This is a genomic window from Streptomyces sp. NPDC031365 (genome assembly GCF_055569765.1).
In genome coordinates this window covers 142944-163018 of record NZ_JBVIIM010000002.1, presented here as the reverse complement: position 1 = coordinate 163018, position 20075 = coordinate 142944, and the positions used below count along the sequence as shown (strand labels likewise).

Sequence of the window (20075 nt, the reverse complement as noted above, 5' to 3'; positions counted from 1 at the left end):
ACGCGTGTCCTCTCTCTTCCCGGCCCTGACCGACGGCCAGGCCGCCGACCGGCCCGCCCTGCGCTTCGGCGAGCGCTCACTGACGTACGGGGAACTCGCCGCGGCCGCCGGCGCCGTGACCGACGGCCTGAAGGAGGCGCGCCGGGTCGCCGTATGGGCCACGCCCACTATGGAGACCGCGGTCGCGGTCACCGCGGCGCTGCTCGCCGGGGTGGCCGTCGTGCCGCTCAACCCGAAGTCGGGCGGGAAGGAACTCGGCCACATCCTGACCGACAGCGCCCCGGACCTCGTGCTCACCGCGTCCGGCACACGGCTTCCCGCCCCGCTGGACGGTCTGCGCCGCATCGACGTGGACCCGGCGGGGAGGGGTGTACTCCCCGATGACCGCACCCGGGGCGCGGAGGATCCCGCCCTGATCGTCTACACGTCCGGCACCACCGGCCCGCCCAAGGGTGCCGTCATCCCCCGCCGCGCGATCGCCACGACCCTGGACGCCCTCGCCGACGCCTGGCGGTGGACCGGCGACGACGTGCTGGTGCACGGGCTCCCGCTGTTCCATGTGCACGGGCTGGTCCTCGGCACACTCGGCCCGCTGCGCCGCGGCGGTTCCGTGCGCCACCTGGGCAGGTTCACCACCGAGGGCGTGGCGCGCGAGCTGAACGGCGGCGCGACCATGCTGTTCGGCGTGCCGACGATGTACCACCGGGTCGCGGAGGCGCTGCCGACCGAGCCGGAGCTGGCGAAGGCGCTGGCCGGGGCGCGGCTGCTGGTGTCGGGTTCCGCCGCACTGCCCGTGCACGACCACGAGCGGATCGGGGCGGCGACCGGACGCCGGGTCGTCGAGCGGTACGGCATGACGGAGACGCTGATGAACACCAGTGTCCGCGCGGACGGCGAGGCCCGCCCCGGCACGGTGGGCGTGCCGCTGCCGGGGGTGGAGCTGCGGCTGGTGGAGGAGGACGGCTCGCCGGTGGCGGCGCACGACGGTGAGACGGTCGGCGAGATCCAGGTGCGCGGGCCGAACCTGTTCACCGAGTACCTGGGCCGGCCGGACGCCACGTCCGCCGCGTTCACCCCCGACGGCTGGTTCCGCACCGGGGACATGGCGGTGCGCGACCCCGACGGCTATGTCCGCATCGTCGGCCGCAAGGCCACCGACCTGATCAAGAGCGGCGGGTACAAGATCGGCGCGGGTGAGATCGAGAACGCGCTGCTGGAACACCCGGGGGTGCGGGAGGCGGCGGTCACCGGGGAGCCGGACGCCGATCTGGGCGAGCGGATCGTGGCGTGGGTGGTGCCGGCGGATCCGCAGTCTCCGCCCGTGCTCGAGGAGTTGGCCGCTCATGTCGCCGGGCGTCTCGCCCCGCACAAGCGGCCACGGGTCGTCCACCATCTGGACGCCCTGCCCCGCAACGACATGGGCAAGATCATGAAGCGGGCGCTGTCCCGTGGCTGACCGCTTCTCCGCCCGAGAGACCGTCACCGCCCTCACCGACGACTTCACCGAGCTGCCGCATCCGGACCGGCAGTCACCCCCGGACGGCCCACTCGGCTGGCCCGGCTACGACACCGCCCACGCCCTCGCCGCCGAACGCACCGGCGAGCGGGAGTCCGTGGTCTGCGGCACCGCGAGCATCGACGGCACCCGGGCCGTCCTCATCGCGTTCGAGTTCGGCTTCCTCGGCGGCTCCCTCGGCGAACGCACCGGCGACCGTCTTGAGGCGGCGTACCAGCACGCCCGCGCGCACCGGCTGCCCGTGGTGCCGCTGGTCGCCACCGGCGGCAGCCGGATGCAGGAGGGCATGCTCGCGCTGACCCAACTCCAGCGGGTGGCACGGGAGTCGGCACTCACCCGGGAGGCCGGGCTGCCGCAGATCGCGGTGCTGCGGGATCCGACGACCGGCGGCGGCTGGGCCACTCTGGGGGCGGGCGCCGACGTCGTACTGGCGCTGCCCGGCGCCCAGGTCGCCTTCGCCGGTTCACGGGTGCGCCCGGCGGACGCGGACCCGGCGGCGTACACGGCCGAGGCGCAGGTTGCGGCGGGCTCGGCGGACGCGCTGGTCCGGCCGGAGGAACTGCGGGAGACCCTCGGCCGCTGGCTGCGGCTGCTGACCCGCTCCTCCACCGCGCCGGCCCCGACGCCCCTCCCCCTGAGCGCACCGGACCTCCCGGCCACCGGCTGGGACGCGGTCCGCCGCGCCCGCTCCCCCGAACGCCCTCGTGCCACCGCCTACCTGGACGCCTACTTCTCCTCCCGCGTCACAATCAGCGGCGACCGCTGCGGCGGCAGGGACCCCGACGGCATGCTCTGCGGCTTCGGTGAACACCGGGGCCGTACGGTCGCCTACGCCGCGCAGACCGGGGCGGCCACCCGTCCCGCCGGCTACCGCACCGCCGCCCGGCTGGTCCGGCTGGCGGACCGGCTCGGCATCCCGGTGCTGACGCTCGTGGACACCCCGGGCGCGGCCAACGACGCGGAGGCGGAACGGCAGGGCGCGGGGCCGGCCATCGCCGACCTGTTCGGCGCGGTGGCCGCCGCTCGTACGCCGGTGACCACCCTGGTCGTCGGCGAGGGCGGCTCCGGCGGCGCGCTGGCCCTGGCGGCCCCCGGCAACACCTGGGCAACCCCGGACAGCTACTTCTCGGTGATCACTCCGGAGCTCGCGGCGGCCATCCTCAAGCGCCCTCCGCAGGAGGTGGAGGCAACGGCGGACCGGCTCCGCATCCGCCCGCAGGACCTGGTGGAGCTGGGGGTGGTGCGCGGGATCGTGGGAACCGGAACGGCCGGGCGGGCGGAGTCGGCCGGTTGACCGCCACCAGGCGAACACCAGCTTTAACATGGGGAGTTCACGCAGTCGTACACAACGGGGGGCGCGCCGCGCGATGGACGGATTGATGCAGTTCACCACCGAGAGCGGCAGTGCGGTCGTGGTGGAGGGCGTGGAGGACGGGTCCGGAGCCCGGCTCGTCTCGCGCGGCGGCGCACCGGCCCAGGCGGCACGCACCTTCGAGGGCTCCCTGGAGGGGGTGCGGGCCGCCGCCGAGTCCGCGCTGCGGGTGTTCCGCGACGGCTCACTCAGACCGGACGCGGTGGAGCTCGAGTTCGGTGTGAAATTCACGGCGGAGGCCGGGGCCGTCATCGCCAGGGGAGCGGCGGAGGGACACCTGGTCGTCAAGCTCAGCTGGGCACCCGAGCCGACGCCCGGGACGGACCGTGTGGCCGCCGGCCCCCGATGAGCGGCGCTGCCTGGCACACCCGGATCCAGTGCGGGAACGACGTGGGCGCGGGCTTCCTCGTCTCGGCGCGCCAGGTGGTCACCTGCGCCCACGTCGTGGCGGCGAGCGGCACGTCGGCGGTGTCGGTGAGCTTCCCGAACCGCGCCGAGCTGGGTGAGGTCTGCGCCACGGTGGCCGTCCACGGCGGCTGGCGGGGCGGCACCACCGACCCCGGGGACATGGCCGTACTGGAGCTGGAGCGGGAGGTACCGCTCGCCCCGGCCGTCTTCGCGCCGCCCGGCGCGGAGCGCGACCTGCCCTCCCCCGGCCTGATCGCGTACGGCTTTCCGCGCGGTTACGACGAGGGCGCCCTCGCGCTGTACCGCGCTGTGCCCGGGCCCCTGATCGCGGACGAGTGGGTGCAGTTGGAGGCCGTCTCCGGACACGGACAGCCGCTGGCCGACGGTTTCAGCGGGGCGGCGGTGACGCTGGCCGACGGTTCGGTGGTCGGCATGGTCACGGCGGTCGCGGGCGGCCGGGAGGTGCGCGCGGGGCGCATGCTGCCCACCGAGGTCATGGCCCGCTACTGGAGCGGCCTGGGCGAGCTGGTGCCGACTCCGGGCCACACGCGGGACCAGCTGAGAGAGCTGTACGAGCTGGTGCGCCGGGCCGAACGCGAGGGGCGGACGTGCGATCACGACCGGCTGTACGTCGACGCCGTGGGCGCCTTCGGTCCCGGCCTGCCGAAGGGCGGTTTCGGCTCCCTGGCGTCCGCGGCGACCTACGTGCAGTGGGAGGTGCCGGAGGCGGTGCCCCGGTTCACCGCCCGGCTGCGCGAGCTGCTGGAGCGTCCCGACGGCCGGTGCGAGACGGTCCCGGGCGGACGGCCCGGACGGGCCACCGCCTGGTCGCCCATCGTCGTGGAGATCGATCACAGCGGCGCCGGCCCCGACCAGGTCACCGTCGAGGTGTCCGCGTACCGCGACGGACAGCGCCGCCCGGTGGGGGCTCGCCGACTGCCGCGGTCCGGCGTACGGGCCTATGTCCAGGAGCACATCGACGAGGCTGTCACCCAACTCACCCCGGAAGCCGATGAGTTGCTGACCTTCGTACTGCCGCGTGGCTGGCTGAACGAGCCGGTGGCGCGCTGGGAGTGCGGCACGGACGACCCCACTCCGCTCGGCTGTGCCTATCCGCTCGTGGTGGCGGACCGCACCCGCCACCGCAGCGGGCGGATGCGCCATCAGCTCCACAAGAAGTGGCGGAAGCTGGACGGGGGTCCGGCGGCGACCGTGCACCGCATCGAGTGCGGCACGCCGGAGCGGCCGCCCAGTCTGCGCAAGCGGCTGTGGGACAACGGCACGGGCCTGGTCGGCTTCGCCTCTCCCCCCGCAGCCGTGCGGGAGCACTTCGAGGTGGGCCTGACCGTCCCCGTTCCCGTGCTGCTGTGGCCCCGCACGGGCTGTCCGGAGGCCGGCCACGACGATCCCTGCGGCGGCGGGGCCTTCCTCGACGAACTCACCGCGTCCGTCGCCGGTGTTCCGCCCGCCGACCTTCCGCATCACGTCCTGTCCCTACGGCTGACGGCGGACGCCGCCGACGAGGCGGACGGGCACTGGGCGAGGGACGTGCAGCTGCTGTGGGACGACCCGCGCTGCTTCCCGGAGACCGCCGCCCCCCTGCACTCCCCCGTCGCCTGACCGCCCGCCGAGACCCCACGGAGAAGAACCCCATGCCCCTGTGGCCCGTCTACACCGGCACCGAGGAACCGCACGACGGCATCGCCCAACTGCCGCCGCCCCCGCCCTGGCGGGCCTTCGACGGCGGTCCCGCACTCGACCCGCCCGACGAGGAGGCCGACGCCGCCGCCGTCTCCCCCGACCGCACCCATCGCGCAGCGACCTACCGGGCGACACCCCAGACGGTCCAGCTCGTCAACGCCGCCCTGTATCTGCGCCGTCCGCTACTGGTCACCGGGCCGCCCGGTACCGGCAAGTCCTCGCTCGTCTACGCGGTCGCCCGCGAGCTGCGCCTCGGCCCGGTGCTGCGCTGGAACATCACCAGCCGGAGCACGCTGCACGACGGCCTCTACCAGTACGACCCGCTCTCCCGCCTGTACGCGGCACGGCGCACGGCCGGGCAACGCGCCGAACCGTCGGGCGACCCGTCGGCCCGGGGGACCGGTGACGTCTCCGACGACTCGGGTGTCGAGGACCACCTGCGTCTCGGCCCCCTGGGCACAGCGCTCCTTCCCTACGCCCGCCCCCGCGCCCTGCTCATCGACGAGATCGACAAGAGCGATCTCGACCTGCCCAACGATTTGCTGAACGTGCTGGAGGAGGGTCAGTACGAGATTCCCGAACTGGCGCGTACCTCCCGGCAGCGCCCCCTCGGGAAGGCCGAGGTGATGGTCGACGGCACCGGGGACCGGGTGCCGGTCGAGCGCGGCCGCGTCCGCTGCCGGTCCTTCCCCTTCGTCGTCCTCACCAGCAACGGCGAACGCGAGTTCCCGCCCGCCTTCCTGCGCCGTTGCGTCACGCTGCGCCTGCGCCAGCCGGACGACCGCCAACTCGCCGGCATTGTCCGCGCGCACCTCGGAGAGCCCGACGCGTACGCGCAGGGCCTGATCGAGCGCTTCCTGGCCCGGTCGGGCGCCGGGGACCTGGCCACCGACCAGCTCCTCAACGCGATCTACCTGGCCCACGCCTCCGGACTCGGCGCGGAGTCCCTCGACGACCTGGCCGAGCAGTTGATGCCGTACCTGGGGCAGACCCCGCAGGCCGATGCCTTCTGACCCGCCTGCGGAGGACTCCGGCTCCCCGGACCCGCTGGCCCGCCTGGCCGACGTACTGGGCCGGGCGGCCGGGGACCTGCGCCCGACCCCTCTCGAACTGGCCGAACTGCTGTGGCTGGCACGGACCATGGAGCCCCGGCCCGATGCCGGGCCGCGCCCGCCTCACCGGCCGCCCGAGGCCGCTGGCCCCGAGCCCGCCGCTCCGCATCCGCCCTCCGGGACCCCGCCGTCCGCGCCGCACTCGCCACCACCCGCTGCTCCCGCCGACCCCCCGCGGGCACCTCTCCGCCTGCCGTCCCCGGACCCGTCCCCCGGTCCGCCGGACGGACCCCACGCCGCCCTCCTGGCCCCGGCACCCCCGATGCTGCGCCGGCCCCTGGCACTACAGCGGTCCCTGCGTCCGCTCAAGCGCCGGGTCGAGGCGCCTCTGGGCAGTGAACTGGACGAGGGGGCGACCGCCGACCGCATCGCCCGCCTCGGCGCCGCCCCCGACTGGTGGCTGCCGGTCATGCGCCCCGTCCCGGAACGCTGGCTGCGGCTGAACCTGGTGCACGACACCGGTCCCACGATGCCGGTGTGGCGCCCGCTGATCCGCGAACTGCACACGGCACTCGCCCAGTCCGGCATCTTCCGCACCGTGACCCTGCTCTCCGTCGGCCCCGACGGCACGGTGCGCGGACCCGGCGCGCACGCCCCGGCCGACGGCCGCGGCGTCACTCTGGTGATCAGCGACTGCATGGGCCCGCAGTGGCGCAGCGGCCGCGCCGGCGACCTGTGGCACGGCACCCTCCGCCGCTGGTCCCACCGCATGCCCCTGGCCGTCGTCCAGCCGCTCCCCGAGTACCTGTGGCGGGACACCGCCCTGCCCACCACCCCGGGCCTGCTCTCTGCCCCGCATCCCGCCGCACCCGCCGCGACGCTCACATTCACTCCCTACGACACCTCCGGCCCGGTGAACCGGCACCCACCGGGCGGGACGCTGCCGCTGCCCGTGCTGGAACCGGCCCCCGAGTGGCTGTCGAACTGGGCCCGGCTGGTCGCCTCGCCGGGCGGCACGGCGTTCCCGGCGGCCGTGGCCGACCTGTGCCCTTCCCTCCCGGCGGACGTCGACAGCCGCGCGGACCTCGCCCGACTCACCCCCGAGGACCTGGTCCTCCGCTTCCGTGCCACCGCCTCCCCGGAGGCCTTCCGCCTGGCCGGTCATCTGGCTCTGGGCCGTCCCGACCTGCCGGTCATGCGCTTGGTGCAGGCCGCCATCGACCCGGCCCCGCGGCCCCAACATCTCGCCGAGGTGATCCTCAGCGGGCTGCTCACCACCACCCCGGGGCCACCCGGCTCCTACGCCTTCCGTCCCGGCGTACGGAACCTGCTGCTGCGCGGCCTGCCCCGCTCGGCCCGGTACGACACCACCGCCCTGCTGCACCGCCTCGGTGCCCTGATCGACGACCGGGCGGGCCGGGTGCCGGGAGACTTCCGGGCATTCGTGCCGGCCCCGTCCGGCACGGCGGCCGATGTGGACGGTGAGGCTTTCGCATCGGTCAGCACGGACAGCGCACGACGGCTGACCGGTGGGGACGTGACGTCATCGCCCGACTTCGGCGGGCCCCCGCGTGTGGTGGACGGCCATTACCGGCTGGTGCGGCGGATCACCCCGGCCGGGACCGTGTGGCAGGCCGAGGACACGGGCGCGAACCGGACGGTGGCGCTCCGGCTGCACGGGAGGATCACCGACCCGACGTGGCGCGAGGCGTTCCTGCGTGACACGCGGCTGCTGGGCGGGCTGGACCATCCGAACGTGGTGCGGGTCCACGCGGCCGGCTTCGACGGCGACGTTCCGTATGTCGTCATGGAGCATCTGGACGGCGTGGCCCTGAACTCCCTCGCCGCGCCAAACGGTTACCGTCTGCCGACCCCTCTGCTGGTATCGGTCGGCGCGCAGCTCGCACGGGCCCTCACCGCGTTGCACGCGGCGGGCCTGACCCACGGCGGGCTCGGTCCGTCCCGGGTGGTGCTGCTGCCCGACGGAACGGTGAAGCTCAGTCTCTTCGAACCCGGCCGGACCTCGGGCCGAGCGGGGCGGTCGGAGGATCTGCGGGCGCTGTGCGAGGTGATGCTGCAACTGGCGTCGGGAACCTCGCGGCTGACGGTCCCCGTCAACCCGCGCCATCTCGGTCATCTCCCGCACGACCTGCAAGCGACGTACGCGCACGCCTTCGATCTGCTGATGTCGCGTTCCCTGTGGCAACAGAACGAAGGCAGGGACCTGCTCCTCGACCCGGAACTGCCGCGCCGGGCCGAAACGGCGTACGAGCGGCGCTTCTACTACACCCTCGGCCCCTTCGGCGTTGAACTCGGCCACGGATCTCCCGACCTGCGACCGATCGAGCGCGGCATGCTGGCCATGCTGCTGCTCAAACACGGACGCACCGTGACGTTCGACGAGCTCGAGCGGGGCCTGTGGAGCACGCACGACGAACCGGGCAACGCCATGGCGGTCCTGGGCGCCACCGCCTCGCGGCTGCGCAATGCCCTGGGTCCGGGCGTGCTGGGGACGCTGTCCCACGGCTTCGTCCTGCACACCAGCGCCGACCACGTGGACCTGGCGCACTGCGACGAGCTGGTGCGCAGGGCCGACGAGGCACGCCGACGGGACGCCCTCGCCGAGGCACGCACGCTGCTCACCGAGGCACTGGGGCTCTGGCGCGGTGGTGATCCCCTGGCGGACGTACCCGGCCCCGCGGCCCGGACCGCCCGGACCCGGCTGGTCCAGCTCCGCCTGAACCTCCACCGTCAACGCGCGGAAGTCGACCTGGATCTCGGAGAACTGGAGCGCGCGTCGGCGGACCTGGAGGTCCTGGTACGCGCCCACCCCTTCCGCGAGGACTTCCGTCGCCTCTATCTCCTCGCCCTGCAACGTCAGGGGCGAACAGAGGAAGCCCTGGCCGCGTACGAGGAGTACGAGCTGGCCGGCGGCCGGCACCCGGAGCTGCTGGCTCTGGGGCACGAACTGCGCGGGGAGACCGGAGATCCGGTACAGGACGCGTCGGACCCCGCGCTCGGCCTGCCGTCCGACGACCCGGCGTACGACCCGCTCGCCGCACCGGACGAGCTGCCGGAGGGCACGTACCCCGCCTGGGACCCGACGTCGTCCTCGCCCCCGGATGCGCTCGGCGACCCGCCCGCATACGCCTCCCCGCCGGACGACGCCCCGGCCGAGCCCTTCGCGCCCGGCCCGGCGGACCACGCCGACGCCCGCACCACCTGCTTCTCCTTCGACTGCGCGGACGGTACCGTGCCCTCCGACACGCTCACGGCCCTGGGGCGGGCGGTCACCCGGGTGCTGACGGCCGCCGGAGTGCCCGCAGAGGCGTACCAGTTCCTCCGGCGGAACGAGGGCTACACGGTTCTCACACCGCCGGGTGGCCCGACGGCGCCGCTGCTGCGTGCCGCGCTGCGGGGATTCCCGGACATGCTCAGGGAGGTGGGCGGGCCCCGGCTGATCGTCACCGTCCGGCGCATGGGGGACGAAGGGCGGGCCGAGCAGCCCGCCGGGGCAGCGGTCCGTGCGGCGCTGGACTCGTCCGAGGCGCACGGCGTGTTCGCCCTCGCACCGTCCCTGCGTGACGCACTTCTGACGGCTGACCCCGACGTCACCGGGTCGCTCCAACCCCTCGGCGGCGAACCGGCGCAGGGCTGGCACGGTCTCTTCCTCCGCGACACCGGCCCCGCACACCCCGCGCTGGGCCCTTATCCGCTGCCGGCCGCCCACCTCCCGCCGTCGCAGGGCCTGACGAGGTCGGTCGTCTACGCCTCGCCCGGCGGCTGGCTGAGCACCAGCCGCGTCCCCGGCGCCGACCACTACTACGAAGTCGACCTGACCGAGCACCGCACGGCACTGGCGGAGCGGGGCCCGGAGCTGCCGGACGGGTCCGTCGCCGTGGTCGGGGGCGAGGTGAAGTGGCAGGTGTCCGACCCGGTCGCCCTGGTCGCGGAAGGCCCGTACGACGTGGAGGACCGCATCCGCCGGCACGTCGTGACACGCCTGCGCGCAGCCGCCGACCGCCTTCCCTTCGCCGCCTCACGGCGGCTGCGGCAGGCACTCCTGGACCGGCTCGGACCGCACGACGTACCCGGCTGCACCGTCCGCTGGGAGATCCTGGTCAGCGCCGGCCCCGCCCTCACCTCGCCCCGCACCCAGCACACGGCGATCGGCCTCACCGAGGTGCTCCTCCCCGCCGACGTCGTGATCCTCGGTTTCGACACCACGCTCACCAGGCTGTTCGACGACGACGGGGCGGCCGGGATCGTACGGGACCTCGCCCGTCTCGCCGTCGAGGCGCGAGATCCGAGGGACGCCCTGTCCGGCGGGCGCCCGCTGACGCCGGAGGGCCGGCCGGTGGCACTCACGGGGGACGACATCACCCCCGTCGAACTGCTGCGCGCGCTCGCGGCCCATCCCTCGGTGGAGGAACTGCGCGTGGAGCTCAACCGCTACGAGACACGGGCCGCCCGCACCGCCCGGCCGGCGCGCCTGGCCGTCGATCTGGTACGCGCGCTGTCCCTCCGGTACACGAGCCTGGCCGTGGTCACCGATCACGCGGCCGGCGCGGCAGAGACCTTCCTGGACCGGCAGGCCCTCACCCCCTACCTGGCGGGCGGCGTGCACGGCCGTTCCGCCGACCTCGCCCGGCTGATGCCGCACCCTGACGTCCTGCACCGCGCCCTCGACCGGCTCGGCACCGTCCCGGCCCGCTGCGTGATGATCGGGTCGACGGCCGTCGAGAGCGCCGCCGCCGGGGCCGCGGGTGTGCCCTTCATCGGCTGCCGGCACACCGATGGCGTCCTCCGCCGGTCCGGCCCGGCGAGTCTCACCGTCGGGGGACTGCGCCCGCTGCTCGACGCGGTCCGCTCCCTGCCGCCGCGCGGTGACTCCTGACCCGGACGAAAGACCCTCACCCCCGTTCGGCGGCCCCCCACCCGGCCCCCCAGGACAGGCGTCCGCCCCGCCCCCCGCGCACGATGCCTGAGAGGTCCGCCGCCCGGCGGGCCGCCGGGCCGCACTCGGGAGGGTCTGCCGTGACCGCACGTCTGGAGCAGCTGCGCCGCTGCCACTTCGCCGTCGACCTGGGGGCGGCCCGCACCCGGGTGTTCGTCAAGGGCGTCGGACTCGTCGTCGACCAGCCGTCCGTCGCCGCCGTGAACACCCGTACGGGTGCGCTGATCGCGGTCGGCGAGTTCGCGGAGAAGATGACGGGCCGTACGCCGGCCTACATCCGCGTCGTGCGGCCCGTGTCCGGCGGCACCGTCGTCGACATCGAGATGGCGCAGCGCATGCTGCGGCAGCTGATCGGCGACCGGACCCGCCGCGCGCTGCGCCGCAGGCCCCGGCTGCGGGCCGCGGCCTGCACCCCGCACGACGCCGATCCGCTCGCCCAGCGCGCCGCGATCGAGACACTGGTCGGCCTCGGTGCCGGCCGGGTGGAGCTGGTCGACACACTGATCGCCGCCGCCGTCGGCTGCGGTCTGCCGGTGGAGCAGCCCGAGGCAACCATGATCATGGTGTGCGGTGCGGCGGCCACCCAGGTGGCGGTGCTCTCCCTCGGGGCGATCGTGTGTGCGGAGCGCATCCCCGTCGGCGGTGAGGCGGTGGACAACGCGATCGTGCAGCACCTGCGCCACCAGCACGAGCTGATGCTGCCGAGCCAGTCCGTACGGCCCCTGCAGCTCACCCTGTCCGGCAACGGGCTCACCCCGCAGGGCCCGGAGACGACGGAGATCCACGGCCGGGACGTCGCCACCGGTCTGGCCCGCACCGTGGAGGTCGACACGGCCGCCGTGCGGCGGGCCATCCAGACACCGCTCACCGCCGTCCTCGACGGCATCGGCACGGTGCTGCGGGGGTGCCCGCCCGATCTGGTCGCCGACCTCGCCGACCGCGGGATCATGATGGTCGGCGGGAGCGCCCTGCTCCCGGGCCTGGACCAGATGCTGCGCCAGGCGACGGGCATGCCGGTGAACATCGCCGAGCGGCCGGAGCTGTGCGCCGTGGAGGGGCTGGGCGCGATGCTGGAGGGCAGGATCGCGCCGATGGTGCTGGACCCGCTGGGGACCTGATCGGCGCGGGGCACGTCGTCAGCGGGAGAACCAGCAGCGGATCGTGGTGCCCTCGTCCCCGGTGCGCACCCGCACCAGGTCGGCGATCAGGTTGACCATGAGCAGCCCTCGCCCGCCGCGCTGGTCGCGGGACGCGGGCCGGCGTCCGGCGAGCGGATCGGTGAACCGCCCCGTGTCCCGGACCTCGCACAGCACATGGCCGTCCTCGCCCCAGACCCGCAGGACCCCCGCACCGCCGCCGTGGAGCACGCTGTTGGTGGTCAGCTCGGCCGTGGCGAGGGCCAGGTCCTCCAGGGTGACGCCGGTGAGGCCGAGCCGCCGTCCCTCGTCCGTGGCGGCGTACCGGGCATCGGGCAGCGACTCGTCCACGAACGGGAAGGTCATGGCGTCCGCCACGAGTGGCAGCGGCTCGTTGTACCGGGCGACGGCCGCGTCGGGGGCGTAGGCCCCGCTGTGCAGCTGCGGGCGGGAACCGGCGGGGATGACGGTGGGGTGGGTGGCGTGGGCGTCCTCGAGGACGTGCCCGGGCAGCCGTGCGGCGTCGTAGGGGCACAGGATGGTCGCCGTACGGCCCTGGAAGGCCACGTTGATCAGCGCCTCGTGCTGGACGCAGGCCGGGTACTCGCTCGCGGAGCGGCCCGCCCAGATCGGCTCGCCGATGATCCGCACCCGGCGTCCGTCCGGCCGGCCGTCGGCGAAGGCGCGCAGCACGCCGGGGATGATCCGGCCGGGGTTGCGTCCGGCCTCCCGCATGTCCAGGAGCCTGACCCGCTCCGCGTCGGCGCCGAGCGCGTCCCGGATCAGCCGCAGCCGGTCGCCGGGCACGGCGACCGCCACGGGCTCTCCCGCCACGAGTCCCTCGCGGACGAAGGGGACGGTGCCGTCCAGGTACTCCTGGTCGTCCCGGTAGAACAGGGCGGGGTGGACGAAGGGATCGGTGCTGGGTTGGGGGGCCGCGGCCGCGGTCCTCATCACATCGACACCTCGATCGTCGACAGGCCGGGCCAGAACGTCTCCAGGACCCTGGGCAGCGCCGGCGGCGGCCGGCGCACCACGAGCCGGTGTCCGTCGCCGAGCCGTCCGGCGGCGGCCGCCAGCGCGCCGGCGCCCGCGACGTCGACGAACGTCACCTCGGACAGTTCCAGGTAGTACACGTCCTCACCTTCGCGTACCGCCTGCTCCAGTACGCGTTCCCAGATCGTGTGCGTGGCCAGACCGATCTCTCCGGCCGCGCGGATTCCCCGGCACCCCTCCAGCGGGCGCACCGTCAGGGACGGCCCCGGACGTCCGGGGCCGTACGGTGTCCGATGCCGACTGCCCAACACCCGTCTCCCCACGCTCCTGGGACCGCGCATACCCCGTTGGTTCCCGGCCATGCCCCGCCACAGTGTGTACTGCGCCGCAAGGTGGGCAGGCGCACCGCAGCGCAGCCGGGACCGTGCGCAGCTTACCGCTCCGGTGCCGGCGGCGGCCGGACTCACCCCGAACGCCCCGACGATTCACGAGCACCGACAAGGCGGGTGACATGACCTCCGCGGCATCCCTCCCTCGCCGGGAAGGCAGGACACCTTGGTCATCGGCGGTCGCATGGACGCGGACCGGGCGCTGCTCGCCCCGCGCGGCGAGCTGGTCCACGGGTGCGCCCAGGCCCTGGCCGAGAAGCTGGACCAGCTGCCCTCCGGCACTGCCCGGGTGGATCTGGATATGAGCGGTGTGTACTTCATGGACACGGCGGGACTGGAGTTCCTCGACGTGCTGCGCGAGCACAGCCGGCGGTGGTCGGTGCCGGTGACGGCCACCCGCTGGAACGGCCAGCCGCGCCGCATCCTGGAACTCGCCGGCCTCGACACCGCGGACCCGCTGCGCTCCCCGGCCCCGGACGGTCCACCGTCGCCGGTCTCCCCGGCGGTGGCGCAGGAGCACGAGGAGCGGCTGCATCTGCTCCAGGAGGAGGTCGAGCAGCTCCGGCAGGCGATCGCCTCCCGCCCGGTCATCGACCAGGCCCGCGGGATCCTGATGGCCACGTACGGCTGCACCTCGGACGAGGCCTGGCACATCCTGCGCGAGGCGTCCCAGCTGTCCAACACCAAGCTCCGCGACGTCGCGGCGGCCCTCACCGCCTGCACGGAGGCGGAGGGCGCTCCCCCGCCCGAGGAGGTCCGGATCGCGCTGTCCCGGGCGCTGGCCCACCGCTCGCCGCGGTGAGCCCGGCCCGCGCGGGGTACCCGGCGGGCACGACCCCCCGCGATCAGGAGGAGCACGATGAGCGACCGCACTCCCTCCCAGGCCGAGGGCGACCGGGACGACGCCGAATGGACCACCCCCGACATCCCGCACACCACCCCCTCGCAGGCAGAGGGTGAACGCGACCCGGCGGACGCCACCGACCCGTCCGACGACAACGCGGAGCACGGCTGAGGGCGGCGAGATCCTGGTGGTGGCCAGGAACGCCAGCGCGGTCGTTGCCGTCCGGGAGGCGGGCCTCAGCCGGTTCGCCTCCGACGGTCTGGTGCAGGCCGTCGGCATGAATCACCGGCGTCGTCGACGGGTCCGCTTCATGCCGGGCGTCGTCTCCGGGCTGAGCGTCCTCGCTCGAAGGCGTCGGCCGTCGGGCTTGCCGGTTCGGCTTGGTAGACCACGAGCTGCTGGCTCGGGGCTCCGTTGACGGTGAACGCCGTGAAGGTGATGTGCAGCTCTCCGGCTTCGGGGTGTTTGAGGTGCTTGCCTTCCTGGGACTTGCTCTTGACCTCGTGCATCTGCCAGATCCGGGCGAACTCCTCGCTCTGAACGGTCAGTTCCGCCACGACTTCGGCGATGCGAGCCGATTCGGGGTCGTGTCCGTAGGCGGCCCTGATCTCGGCGACGCAGGAGTGCGCGGCTCGCTCCCATTCCTGGTAGAACTCGCGCCCGGCGGGGTCGACGAACACCATGCGGGCGAGGTTGTCGAACGTCTCGAACCCACTGTGGAGGTCCCTGGCGAGGGAGTTGGCCGCCAAGATGTCGAGGGCCGGGCCCACGACGAAGGCCGGAGTGTGGTCCCATCCGTCCATCAGCCGCAACAACTGCCGGCTGACGTCCGTCTCTCCCCGGTCGCGCGGGCGTTGCGAGGCGGTGAGGCAGAGGCGGTTGAGATGGTCGGCGGCCTCCGCGTCCAGTTTCAGTGCCTGCGCCACGGCATCGAGTACCTGCGGCGAGGGATTGTTCTCGCGTCCTTGTTCCAGCCTGATGTAGTAGTCGGAGCTGACTCCGGCGAGCAGTGCGACTTCCTCTCTGCGCAGTCCTGGCACCCGGCGTCGCCCGTGTTCGGGAAGACCGACGTCGTGTGGCTTCAGGGCTTCTCGGCGGGCTCTGAGGAAATCACCCAAAGGTGTCCCATTGCTCATGCGGCAAGCCTAGATGCCTTTCAGCCGACGGGAGCTTCGGGCTTTACGCAATGACGCCAAGCCGAAAGCCCTTCACGCAGGGTAGCCGCGGGTCTTGCCCGGACGTCACCCTCGCGAGGCGCCGGTACGGGCTCCCGGCGTACGCCGCGTGCCTTCCACACCGGGGCCCGTGTTCCTGGGTGTAACGCACCCACCGTCGGCCGGCCTTCGCCCGGCGTTCTCCGCCTAGCCTTGGCGGCATGGACGACAACACACACCCTGACCCGGTTGGAGGGCTGGGTCAGTTCCTCCGCTCCCGCAGAGAGCGCCTGAGCCCTGGCGCGGCAGGACTGTCCGGCGCGGGCCGGCGAAGGGTGCCCGGCCTGCGGCGGGACGAGGTCGCGGCACTCGCAGGTGTCAGCCTGAGCTACTACAGCCGGCTTGAGCAGGGCCGCGAACTCGGCCCCTCGCACAGGGTGCTGGATGCCATCGCCCGCGCGCTGCGTCTCGGGAACGAGGACAAGAGGGAACTGTTCCATCTGGCCCGGCCGACGGCCCGCCGCGCGAAGTCTCCCTCCCGGGTCGAACGGGTCCGCCCGCACCTGCGGCAACTGATCGAGAGCTGGACCCGGACTCCGGCCTTCATCATCGGCCACGCCCAGGACCTGCTGGCCACCAACGCCTTGGCCGACGCTCTCTACCGCGACTTCGCGCAGCACGACAACGTGCTGCGCATGCTCTTCCTGGACCCCGCGGCGAGGACCTTCTACCGGAGCCCGGAGCGGGCCCGTGATCGTGCGGTCGCCGACCTTCAGCAGACCGCCGCGAGGGCGCCGGATGATCCTCGCATTGTGGAGCTGGTCGGTGAACTGTCGGTGCGCAGCAGCGAGTTCCGCTCGCTGTGGGCACGTGAGTACACCCGGGTCCGGCCGTATGAGGTCAAGCAGATTCACCACTCCGTCGTGGGAGACCTGGAGCTGAGGCACGAGGCCCTCACCATCCGCAGCGTCCCGGGACAGCAGCTCATCATCCTGCAGGCCCAGCCGGGCTCGGCCTCCGCCGACGGTCTGGCTCTGCTGGGCTCCCTCAGCGCACCCGAGGTACCCCACCAGCAGAATCCCGGACGCGGCGCCTGAACCAGACCCCGGAATTCTGGACGGGAGTCCGCCGTACATCCATACCCAGCCGGGTTCCGGTGGATCGAGAGCCCACTGTCACACGTTTCCCGCGCCCTCGGCTGCGGCTTTTCGACCGCTTCCCGGTCTTTCCGTTTGCGCATGATTCCGTGGGTGCCAACGGTATGCCTCGTGCGCGCTGTGAGCCGCCCTTTCCGCGTGCGTCTGATCTGCTGGGAGGGCGGCTGCGATCCCGGAGGAAGCAGTCCGTGGCTGAGCCGTTTGCTGCTGCGGCTGGGCGTCGTGGCCCCACTGGTGGCCGCCGCGCGGCCTTCGGTGCTTCGCCGGAGGTGCGCCTCGTCTTCCTGGGTGTGGGACTCCCAGGAAAAGCGCGGCCTTCATGGCTCCGCAGCGGGCAGGCACACTCACATACGTCAACAGGAAATCCCCGAACAGGGGAAACGACGGAAGAGGTTTTCCCCATGGCTACGTGGTTCGTGACCGGCGCTTCCCGTGGAATCGGTGCGGAAATCGCCCGCGCTGCTCTGACAAGGGGTAACAATGTCGTGGTCGCCGTGCGGAACCCGGAACGCCTGCCGGACGATCTGAAGAACTCGGACAAGGTCGTCGCGGTCGCCCTGGACGTCACGGACAACGACGGCATCCCGCAGGCCGTCGAGGCCGCCGTGGACCGGTTCGGCGGCATCGACGTGCTGGTGAACAACGCGGGCCGCGGCCTGCTCGGCGCGCTGGAGGAGATCACCGACGCGGAGGCCCGGTCGCTGTTCGACCTCAACGTCTTCGGTCTGATCAACGTCACCCGCGCCGTGCTGCCCATCATGCGCAAGCAGGGTTCGGGCCGGCTGGTGCACATCGGTTCCCGCTCCGGTTTCGAGGGCGAGCCGGGTGTCAGCCTGTACTGCGCGTCGAAGTTCGCCGTCGCCGGCATCAGCGAGGCGCTCTCCGCCGAGATGGCGCCGTTCGGGATCCAGTCGATGGTCGTCGAGCCGGGCGTCTTCCGCACCGACTTTCTCGACGCCAGCTCCCTGTCGGTCGCCGCGGACCGCATCGCCGACTACGACGACACTCCCGCGCACGTGACGCTGGACTGGATCGACGAGGCCAACCACGCCCAGCTCGGCGACCCCGTCAAGGGCGCCGCACTCATCGTCGAGGTCGCCTCCACCGAGAAGCTGCCCACCCACCTCTACCTCGGGCGCGACACCCTGGAACGGCTGGACGTCAAGTACCAGCAGGTGCAGGACGACCTCGCCCCGTGGCGCGAGAAGTCCGCCGCCACCGCCCACGACGACGCCGCCTGAACACCCCTCCGGGCGCCCTCGCCTCCGGGCACCCGCAGCCCTCTCAAACAGCCCGGCCGGTCGGAAACACCCTGGCCGGCCGGGCACGGCACGGCACGGCACGGCACGGCACGGCACCAAGGCGTACATCAGCCACCCCGCCCGGCTGCTCCGCGTCGGACTCGGCCCGAAGATGGTCCGCGTGGCCACCATCGAACCCGGCGTGGTCGACACCGAACTCCCCGGCCACCTCACCGACCCGACGCCTCCCGGCTGATGGCCCGCCTCATCCACGACATCGGCTGTCCGCAGTCCGCGGACATCGCGGAAACCGTCGCCTTCATGGCCGCCGTCCCGCGCCACGTCAGCCTCACCGAGATCACCATCATGCCCACCGCCCAGGCCGTCTGCGGTCCGTCCCGTCATGGGGGGGGGGGGGGGGGGGGGGGGGGGGGGGGCGTGCTCCGCAGGAGGGGTGGGAGGGGGGGGGGGGGGGGGGGGGGGGAGGGCGGGGGGGGGGGGGGGGGGGGAGGGAGGGGGGGAAAGGGGCTACCCCTGCCTCTATACCCCCACCCCCCCCCCCCCCCCCTCCCCACCCTCCCCCCCCCCCCCCCCCCCCCCCCCCCCCCCCCCGCCATGACGCGTGGGCGGAGAGGGATGCGGTGGGTGCCCCCGGCCGTGGAGGGACGGCCGGGGGACGTGGAGGGGAGGGGCGGGCGCTCAAGCGGCGGGGGTGTTGAGCACGTACTCGCGTGAGGCGTGCACCTCGCCGCGCAGGGCCGTCAGGTCGACGTCGAGGACCTGTCCGTCCCACTTGCGGGGCTCGCCGTTGATCAGGACGGCACTGATGTTGCGGGCGTCGGAGCCGAGCACGACCGTGCCGATGGGGTCGTTGAGGGGCATGTTGTTGAGATCTTCGGCCTGGATGACCAGCAGGTCGGCCTTCTTGCCCGGAGTGAGTGACCCGGTGACGGCGGCCAGGCCGTTGGTGCGGGCACCCTGGAGGGTGGCGAAGTCGAGGACGTCGTGGGTGGTGATGCGAGAGGGCTGCCGGCCGGTGCCGTAGGCGGCGTTGACCGCGCGCATCCGCTGGATGGCGTGCAGGGCCCGCATCTGGGTGAACATGTCGCTGGCCAGGGCGACTTCGACGTCGATGCTCAGTCCGGGGCGGATGCCGGCGGACAGGGCCTCGTCGACGGCGGGGATGGCGGTCTCCAGGCCGATCTGTGCGTCGGAGGTGGGGGCCAGGGCGACCGTGGTGCCGGTTTCCCCCATCGCCTTCCATGCCTCGGAGGTCAGTCCGGTGGAGTGGATGAGGGTGACGTCGGGGCCGAGGACGCCTTCCTCGGCCCAGCGCAGCACCGCCTCGGAGCCGGACGTGCCGAAGACGGCGTCCACGCTCACTCCGATGCCCACCTCCGCGGCGACACGGGCGAGTTCGGGGCCGTAGGCGAGGGCCGGTCCGGCGATCTCGTCGGTGGCCAGGGCCGCCAGACGCAGCGTGAGCAACTGGTCGTCGCTGCTGAAGTACTGCCCCTTGACGCGGGTGAGGTCACCGGGCCACTGCCGGTCCCAGTCGCCGAAGTGCGGGCCCATGGAGGCGTGCACGCCGCGGATGCCGGTCTCGCGGAGGGCCTCGATGGCGGCGTCGGAGTGTTCGCGGGTGCGGGAGTTGTGGGAGAAGTCGAGCATGGTCGTGATGCCGCTGTCGATCGCGGTCAGGGCTGCCAGTCTGGTGCCGATGTACATGTCCTCCGGCCGGTAGACGGTGGCGTAGCCGGCCAGGGTGGCCATGACGTAGCCGCCGAGGTCGTCGACGTCCGGCATGATCCGGCGCAGCTGGGTCTCCCAGGCGTGCCGGTGCGTGTCCACGAAACCGGGGGTCAGGATCGTGCCGGCGGCGTCGACGACCACCGCGTCGCCGGCGTCGAGGGAACGGCCGACGGCGGTGATCGTGTCGCCCTCGACGAGGAGGTCGCCGCCGTCGAGGGGGCCGAGGTCGGGGTCCATGGTGACGATGGTCGCGCCGGTGAACAGGATGCGCCGCCGGTCGGCGGGCCGGCGCCGGAGCTCTTCGAGCACGGCGGCACTGGTGGTGTCGTTGACGTTCATGAGAGGTCTTCTTTCCGTACGGCGGACAGGGCCGCGACGATGGGCCGTCCGCTGGAGACGG

General features: G+C 73.4%; 15 protein-coding genes. 11 read left to right on the top strand and 4 right to left on the bottom strand.

Going from position 1 to position 20075, the window contains the following annotated elements:
* The first annotated feature begins 4 nt into the window (after window positions 1-4).
* The 7 genes from ACZ5C2_RS03440 (at window position 5) to ACZ5C2_RS03410 (ending at window position 12124) form a co-directional block, all read left to right on the top strand.
* Window positions 5-1456 (top strand): acyl-CoA synthetase, encoded by a 1452-nt coding sequence (locus ACZ5C2_RS03440; protein WP_468786058.1) that lies wholly within the window; start codon window positions 5-7, stop codon window positions 1454-1456.
* Complete coding sequence (locus ACZ5C2_RS03435) at window positions 1449-2810, top strand: carboxyl transferase domain-containing protein (RefSeq protein WP_468786056.1); 1362 nt, start codon at window positions 1449-1451, stop codon at window positions 2808-2810. The genes ACZ5C2_RS03440 and ACZ5C2_RS03435 overlap by 8 nt, the downstream gene beginning before the upstream one ends.
* A 73-nt stretch (window positions 2811-2883) precedes the next feature.
* Window positions 2884-3237: a CU044_2847 family protein gene (locus tag ACZ5C2_RS03430; protein ID WP_468786054.1), complete on the top strand. Its 354-nt coding sequence runs from the start codon at window positions 2884-2886 to the stop codon at window positions 3235-3237.
* Entirely contained in the window at window positions 3234-4916 is a 1683-nt protein-coding gene (locus ACZ5C2_RS03425) for a VMAP-C domain-containing protein (protein WP_468786052.1), read from the top strand. The genes ACZ5C2_RS03430 and ACZ5C2_RS03425 overlap by 4 nt, the downstream gene beginning before the upstream one ends.
* A gap of 32 nt (window positions 4917-4948) precedes the next feature.
* Window positions 4949-6010, top strand: a complete 1062-nt coding sequence (locus ACZ5C2_RS03420; RefSeq protein WP_468786050.1) for an AAA family ATPase — start codon at window positions 4949-4951, stop codon at window positions 6008-6010.
* Window positions 6000-10946 carry an SAV_2336 N-terminal domain-related protein gene (locus ACZ5C2_RS03415; protein ID WP_468786048.1) on the top strand — a complete coding sequence of 1649 codons (4947 nt, stop codon included), beginning with the start codon at window positions 6000-6002 and terminating at the stop codon, window positions 10944-10946. The genes ACZ5C2_RS03420 and ACZ5C2_RS03415 overlap by 11 nt, the downstream gene beginning before the upstream one ends.
* 140 nt (window positions 10947-11086) lie before the next feature.
* Window positions 11087-12124 carry a rod shape-determining protein gene (locus ACZ5C2_RS03410; protein WP_468786046.1) on the top strand — a complete coding sequence of 346 codons (1038 nt, stop codon included), beginning with the start codon at window positions 11087-11089 and terminating at the stop codon, window positions 12122-12124.
* 18 nt (window positions 12125-12142) lie between these two features.
* On the opposite strand, the gene ACZ5C2_RS03405 is transcribed toward ACZ5C2_RS03410, so the two are convergent.
* Both ACZ5C2_RS03405 and ACZ5C2_RS03400 read right to left on the bottom strand, forming a co-directional pair.
* On the bottom strand, window positions 12143-13096 hold the full coding sequence (locus tag ACZ5C2_RS03405) for an anti-sigma factor RsbA family regulatory protein (RefSeq protein ID WP_468786044.1): 954 nt from the start codon (window positions 13094-13096) through the stop codon (window positions 12143-12145).
* Window positions 13096-13446: an STAS domain-containing protein gene (locus ACZ5C2_RS03400; protein WP_468786042.1), complete on the bottom strand. Its 351-nt coding sequence runs from the start codon at window positions 13444-13446 to the stop codon at window positions 13096-13098. The genes ACZ5C2_RS03405 and ACZ5C2_RS03400 overlap by 1 nt, the downstream gene beginning before the upstream one ends.
* A gap of 265 nt (window positions 13447-13711) precedes the next feature.
* Between ACZ5C2_RS03400 and ACZ5C2_RS03395 the strand changes: the two genes are divergently transcribed.
* Complete coding sequence (locus ACZ5C2_RS03395; RefSeq protein WP_468786040.1) at window positions 13712-14329, top strand: ANTAR domain-containing response regulator; 618 nt, start codon at window positions 13712-13714, stop codon at window positions 14327-14329.
* Between the two features lie 57 nt (window positions 14330-14386).
* Window positions 14387-14542 (top strand): hypothetical protein, encoded by a 156-nt coding sequence (locus ACZ5C2_RS03390; RefSeq protein WP_468786038.1) that lies wholly within the window; start codon window positions 14387-14389, stop codon window positions 14540-14542.
* 137 nt (window positions 14543-14679) lie between these two features.
* On the opposite strand, the gene ACZ5C2_RS03385 is transcribed toward ACZ5C2_RS03390, so the two are convergent.
* Window positions 14680-15507 (bottom strand): helix-turn-helix transcriptional regulator, encoded by an 828-nt coding sequence (locus ACZ5C2_RS03385; RefSeq protein ID WP_468786036.1) that lies wholly within the window; start codon window positions 15505-15507, stop codon window positions 14680-14682.
* Between the two features lie 239 nt (window positions 15508-15746).
* On the opposite strand from ACZ5C2_RS03385, the gene ACZ5C2_RS03380 reads away from it, so the two are divergent.
* Both ACZ5C2_RS03380 and ACZ5C2_RS03375 read left to right on the top strand, forming a co-directional pair.
* A complete protein-coding gene (locus ACZ5C2_RS03380; protein WP_468786034.1) occupies window positions 15747-16622 on the top strand; it encodes a helix-turn-helix domain-containing protein in 876 nt (291 codons plus the stop codon).
* 461 nt (window positions 16623-17083) lie between these two features.
* Window positions 17084-17923: an SDR family NAD(P)-dependent oxidoreductase gene (locus ACZ5C2_RS03375; protein ID WP_468786032.1), complete on the top strand. Its 840-nt coding sequence runs from the start codon at window positions 17084-17086 to the stop codon at window positions 17921-17923.
* 699 nt (window positions 17924-18622) lie between these two features.
* Here the strand turns inward: ACZ5C2_RS03375 and ACZ5C2_RS03370 are convergent.
* The gene (locus tag ACZ5C2_RS03370; RefSeq protein ID WP_468786030.1) at window positions 18623-20014 is read right to left on the bottom strand and encodes an amidohydrolase family protein; all 1392 of its coding nucleotides are present in this window, start codon (window positions 20012-20014) and stop codon (window positions 18623-18625) included.
* Window positions 20015-20075: the final 61 nt, after the last annotated feature.

What these genes read in the sequence shown, in the direction of transcription:
- ACZ5C2_RS03390 (WP_468786038.1), top strand. Translation starts at nt 14,387, where the DNA reads ATGAGCGACCGCACTCCCTCCCAGGCCGAGGGCGACCGGGACGACGCC.
- ACZ5C2_RS03430 (WP_468786054.1), top strand. Translation starts at nt 2,884, where the DNA reads ATGGACGGATTGATGCAGTTCACCACCGAGAGCGGCAGTGCGGTCGTG.
- ACZ5C2_RS03395 (WP_468786040.1), top strand. Translation starts at nt 13,712, where the DNA reads ATGGACGCGGACCGGGCGCTGCTCGCCCCGCGCGGCGAGCTGGTCCAC.
- ACZ5C2_RS03380 (WP_468786034.1), top strand. Translation starts at nt 15,747, where the DNA reads ATGGACGACAACACACACCCTGACCCGGTTGGAGGGCTGGGTCAGTTC.
- ACZ5C2_RS03370 (WP_468786030.1), bottom strand. Translation starts at nt 20,014, where the DNA reads ATGAACGTCAACGACACCACCAGTGCCGCCGTGCTCGAAGAGCTCCGG.
- ACZ5C2_RS03420 (WP_468786050.1), top strand. Translation starts at nt 4,949, where the DNA reads ATGCCCCTGTGGCCCGTCTACACCGGCACCGAGGAACCGCACGACGGC.
- ACZ5C2_RS03375 (WP_468786032.1), top strand. Translation starts at nt 17,084, where the DNA reads ATGGCTACGTGGTTCGTGACCGGCGCTTCCCGTGGAATCGGTGCGGAA.
- ACZ5C2_RS03405 (WP_468786044.1), bottom strand. Translation starts at nt 13,096, where the DNA reads ATGAGGACCGCGGCCGCGGCCCCCCAACCCAGCACCGATCCCTTCGTC.
- ACZ5C2_RS03385 (WP_468786036.1), bottom strand. Translation starts at nt 15,507, where the DNA reads ATGAGCAATGGGACACCTTTGGGTGATTTCCTCAGAGCCCGCCGAGAA.
- ACZ5C2_RS03415 (WP_468786048.1), top strand. Translation starts at nt 6,000, where the DNA reads ATGCCTTCTGACCCGCCTGCGGAGGACTCCGGCTCCCCGGACCCGCTG.
- ACZ5C2_RS03425 (WP_468786052.1), top strand. Translation starts at nt 3,234, where the DNA reads ATGAGCGGCGCTGCCTGGCACACCCGGATCCAGTGCGGGAACGACGTG.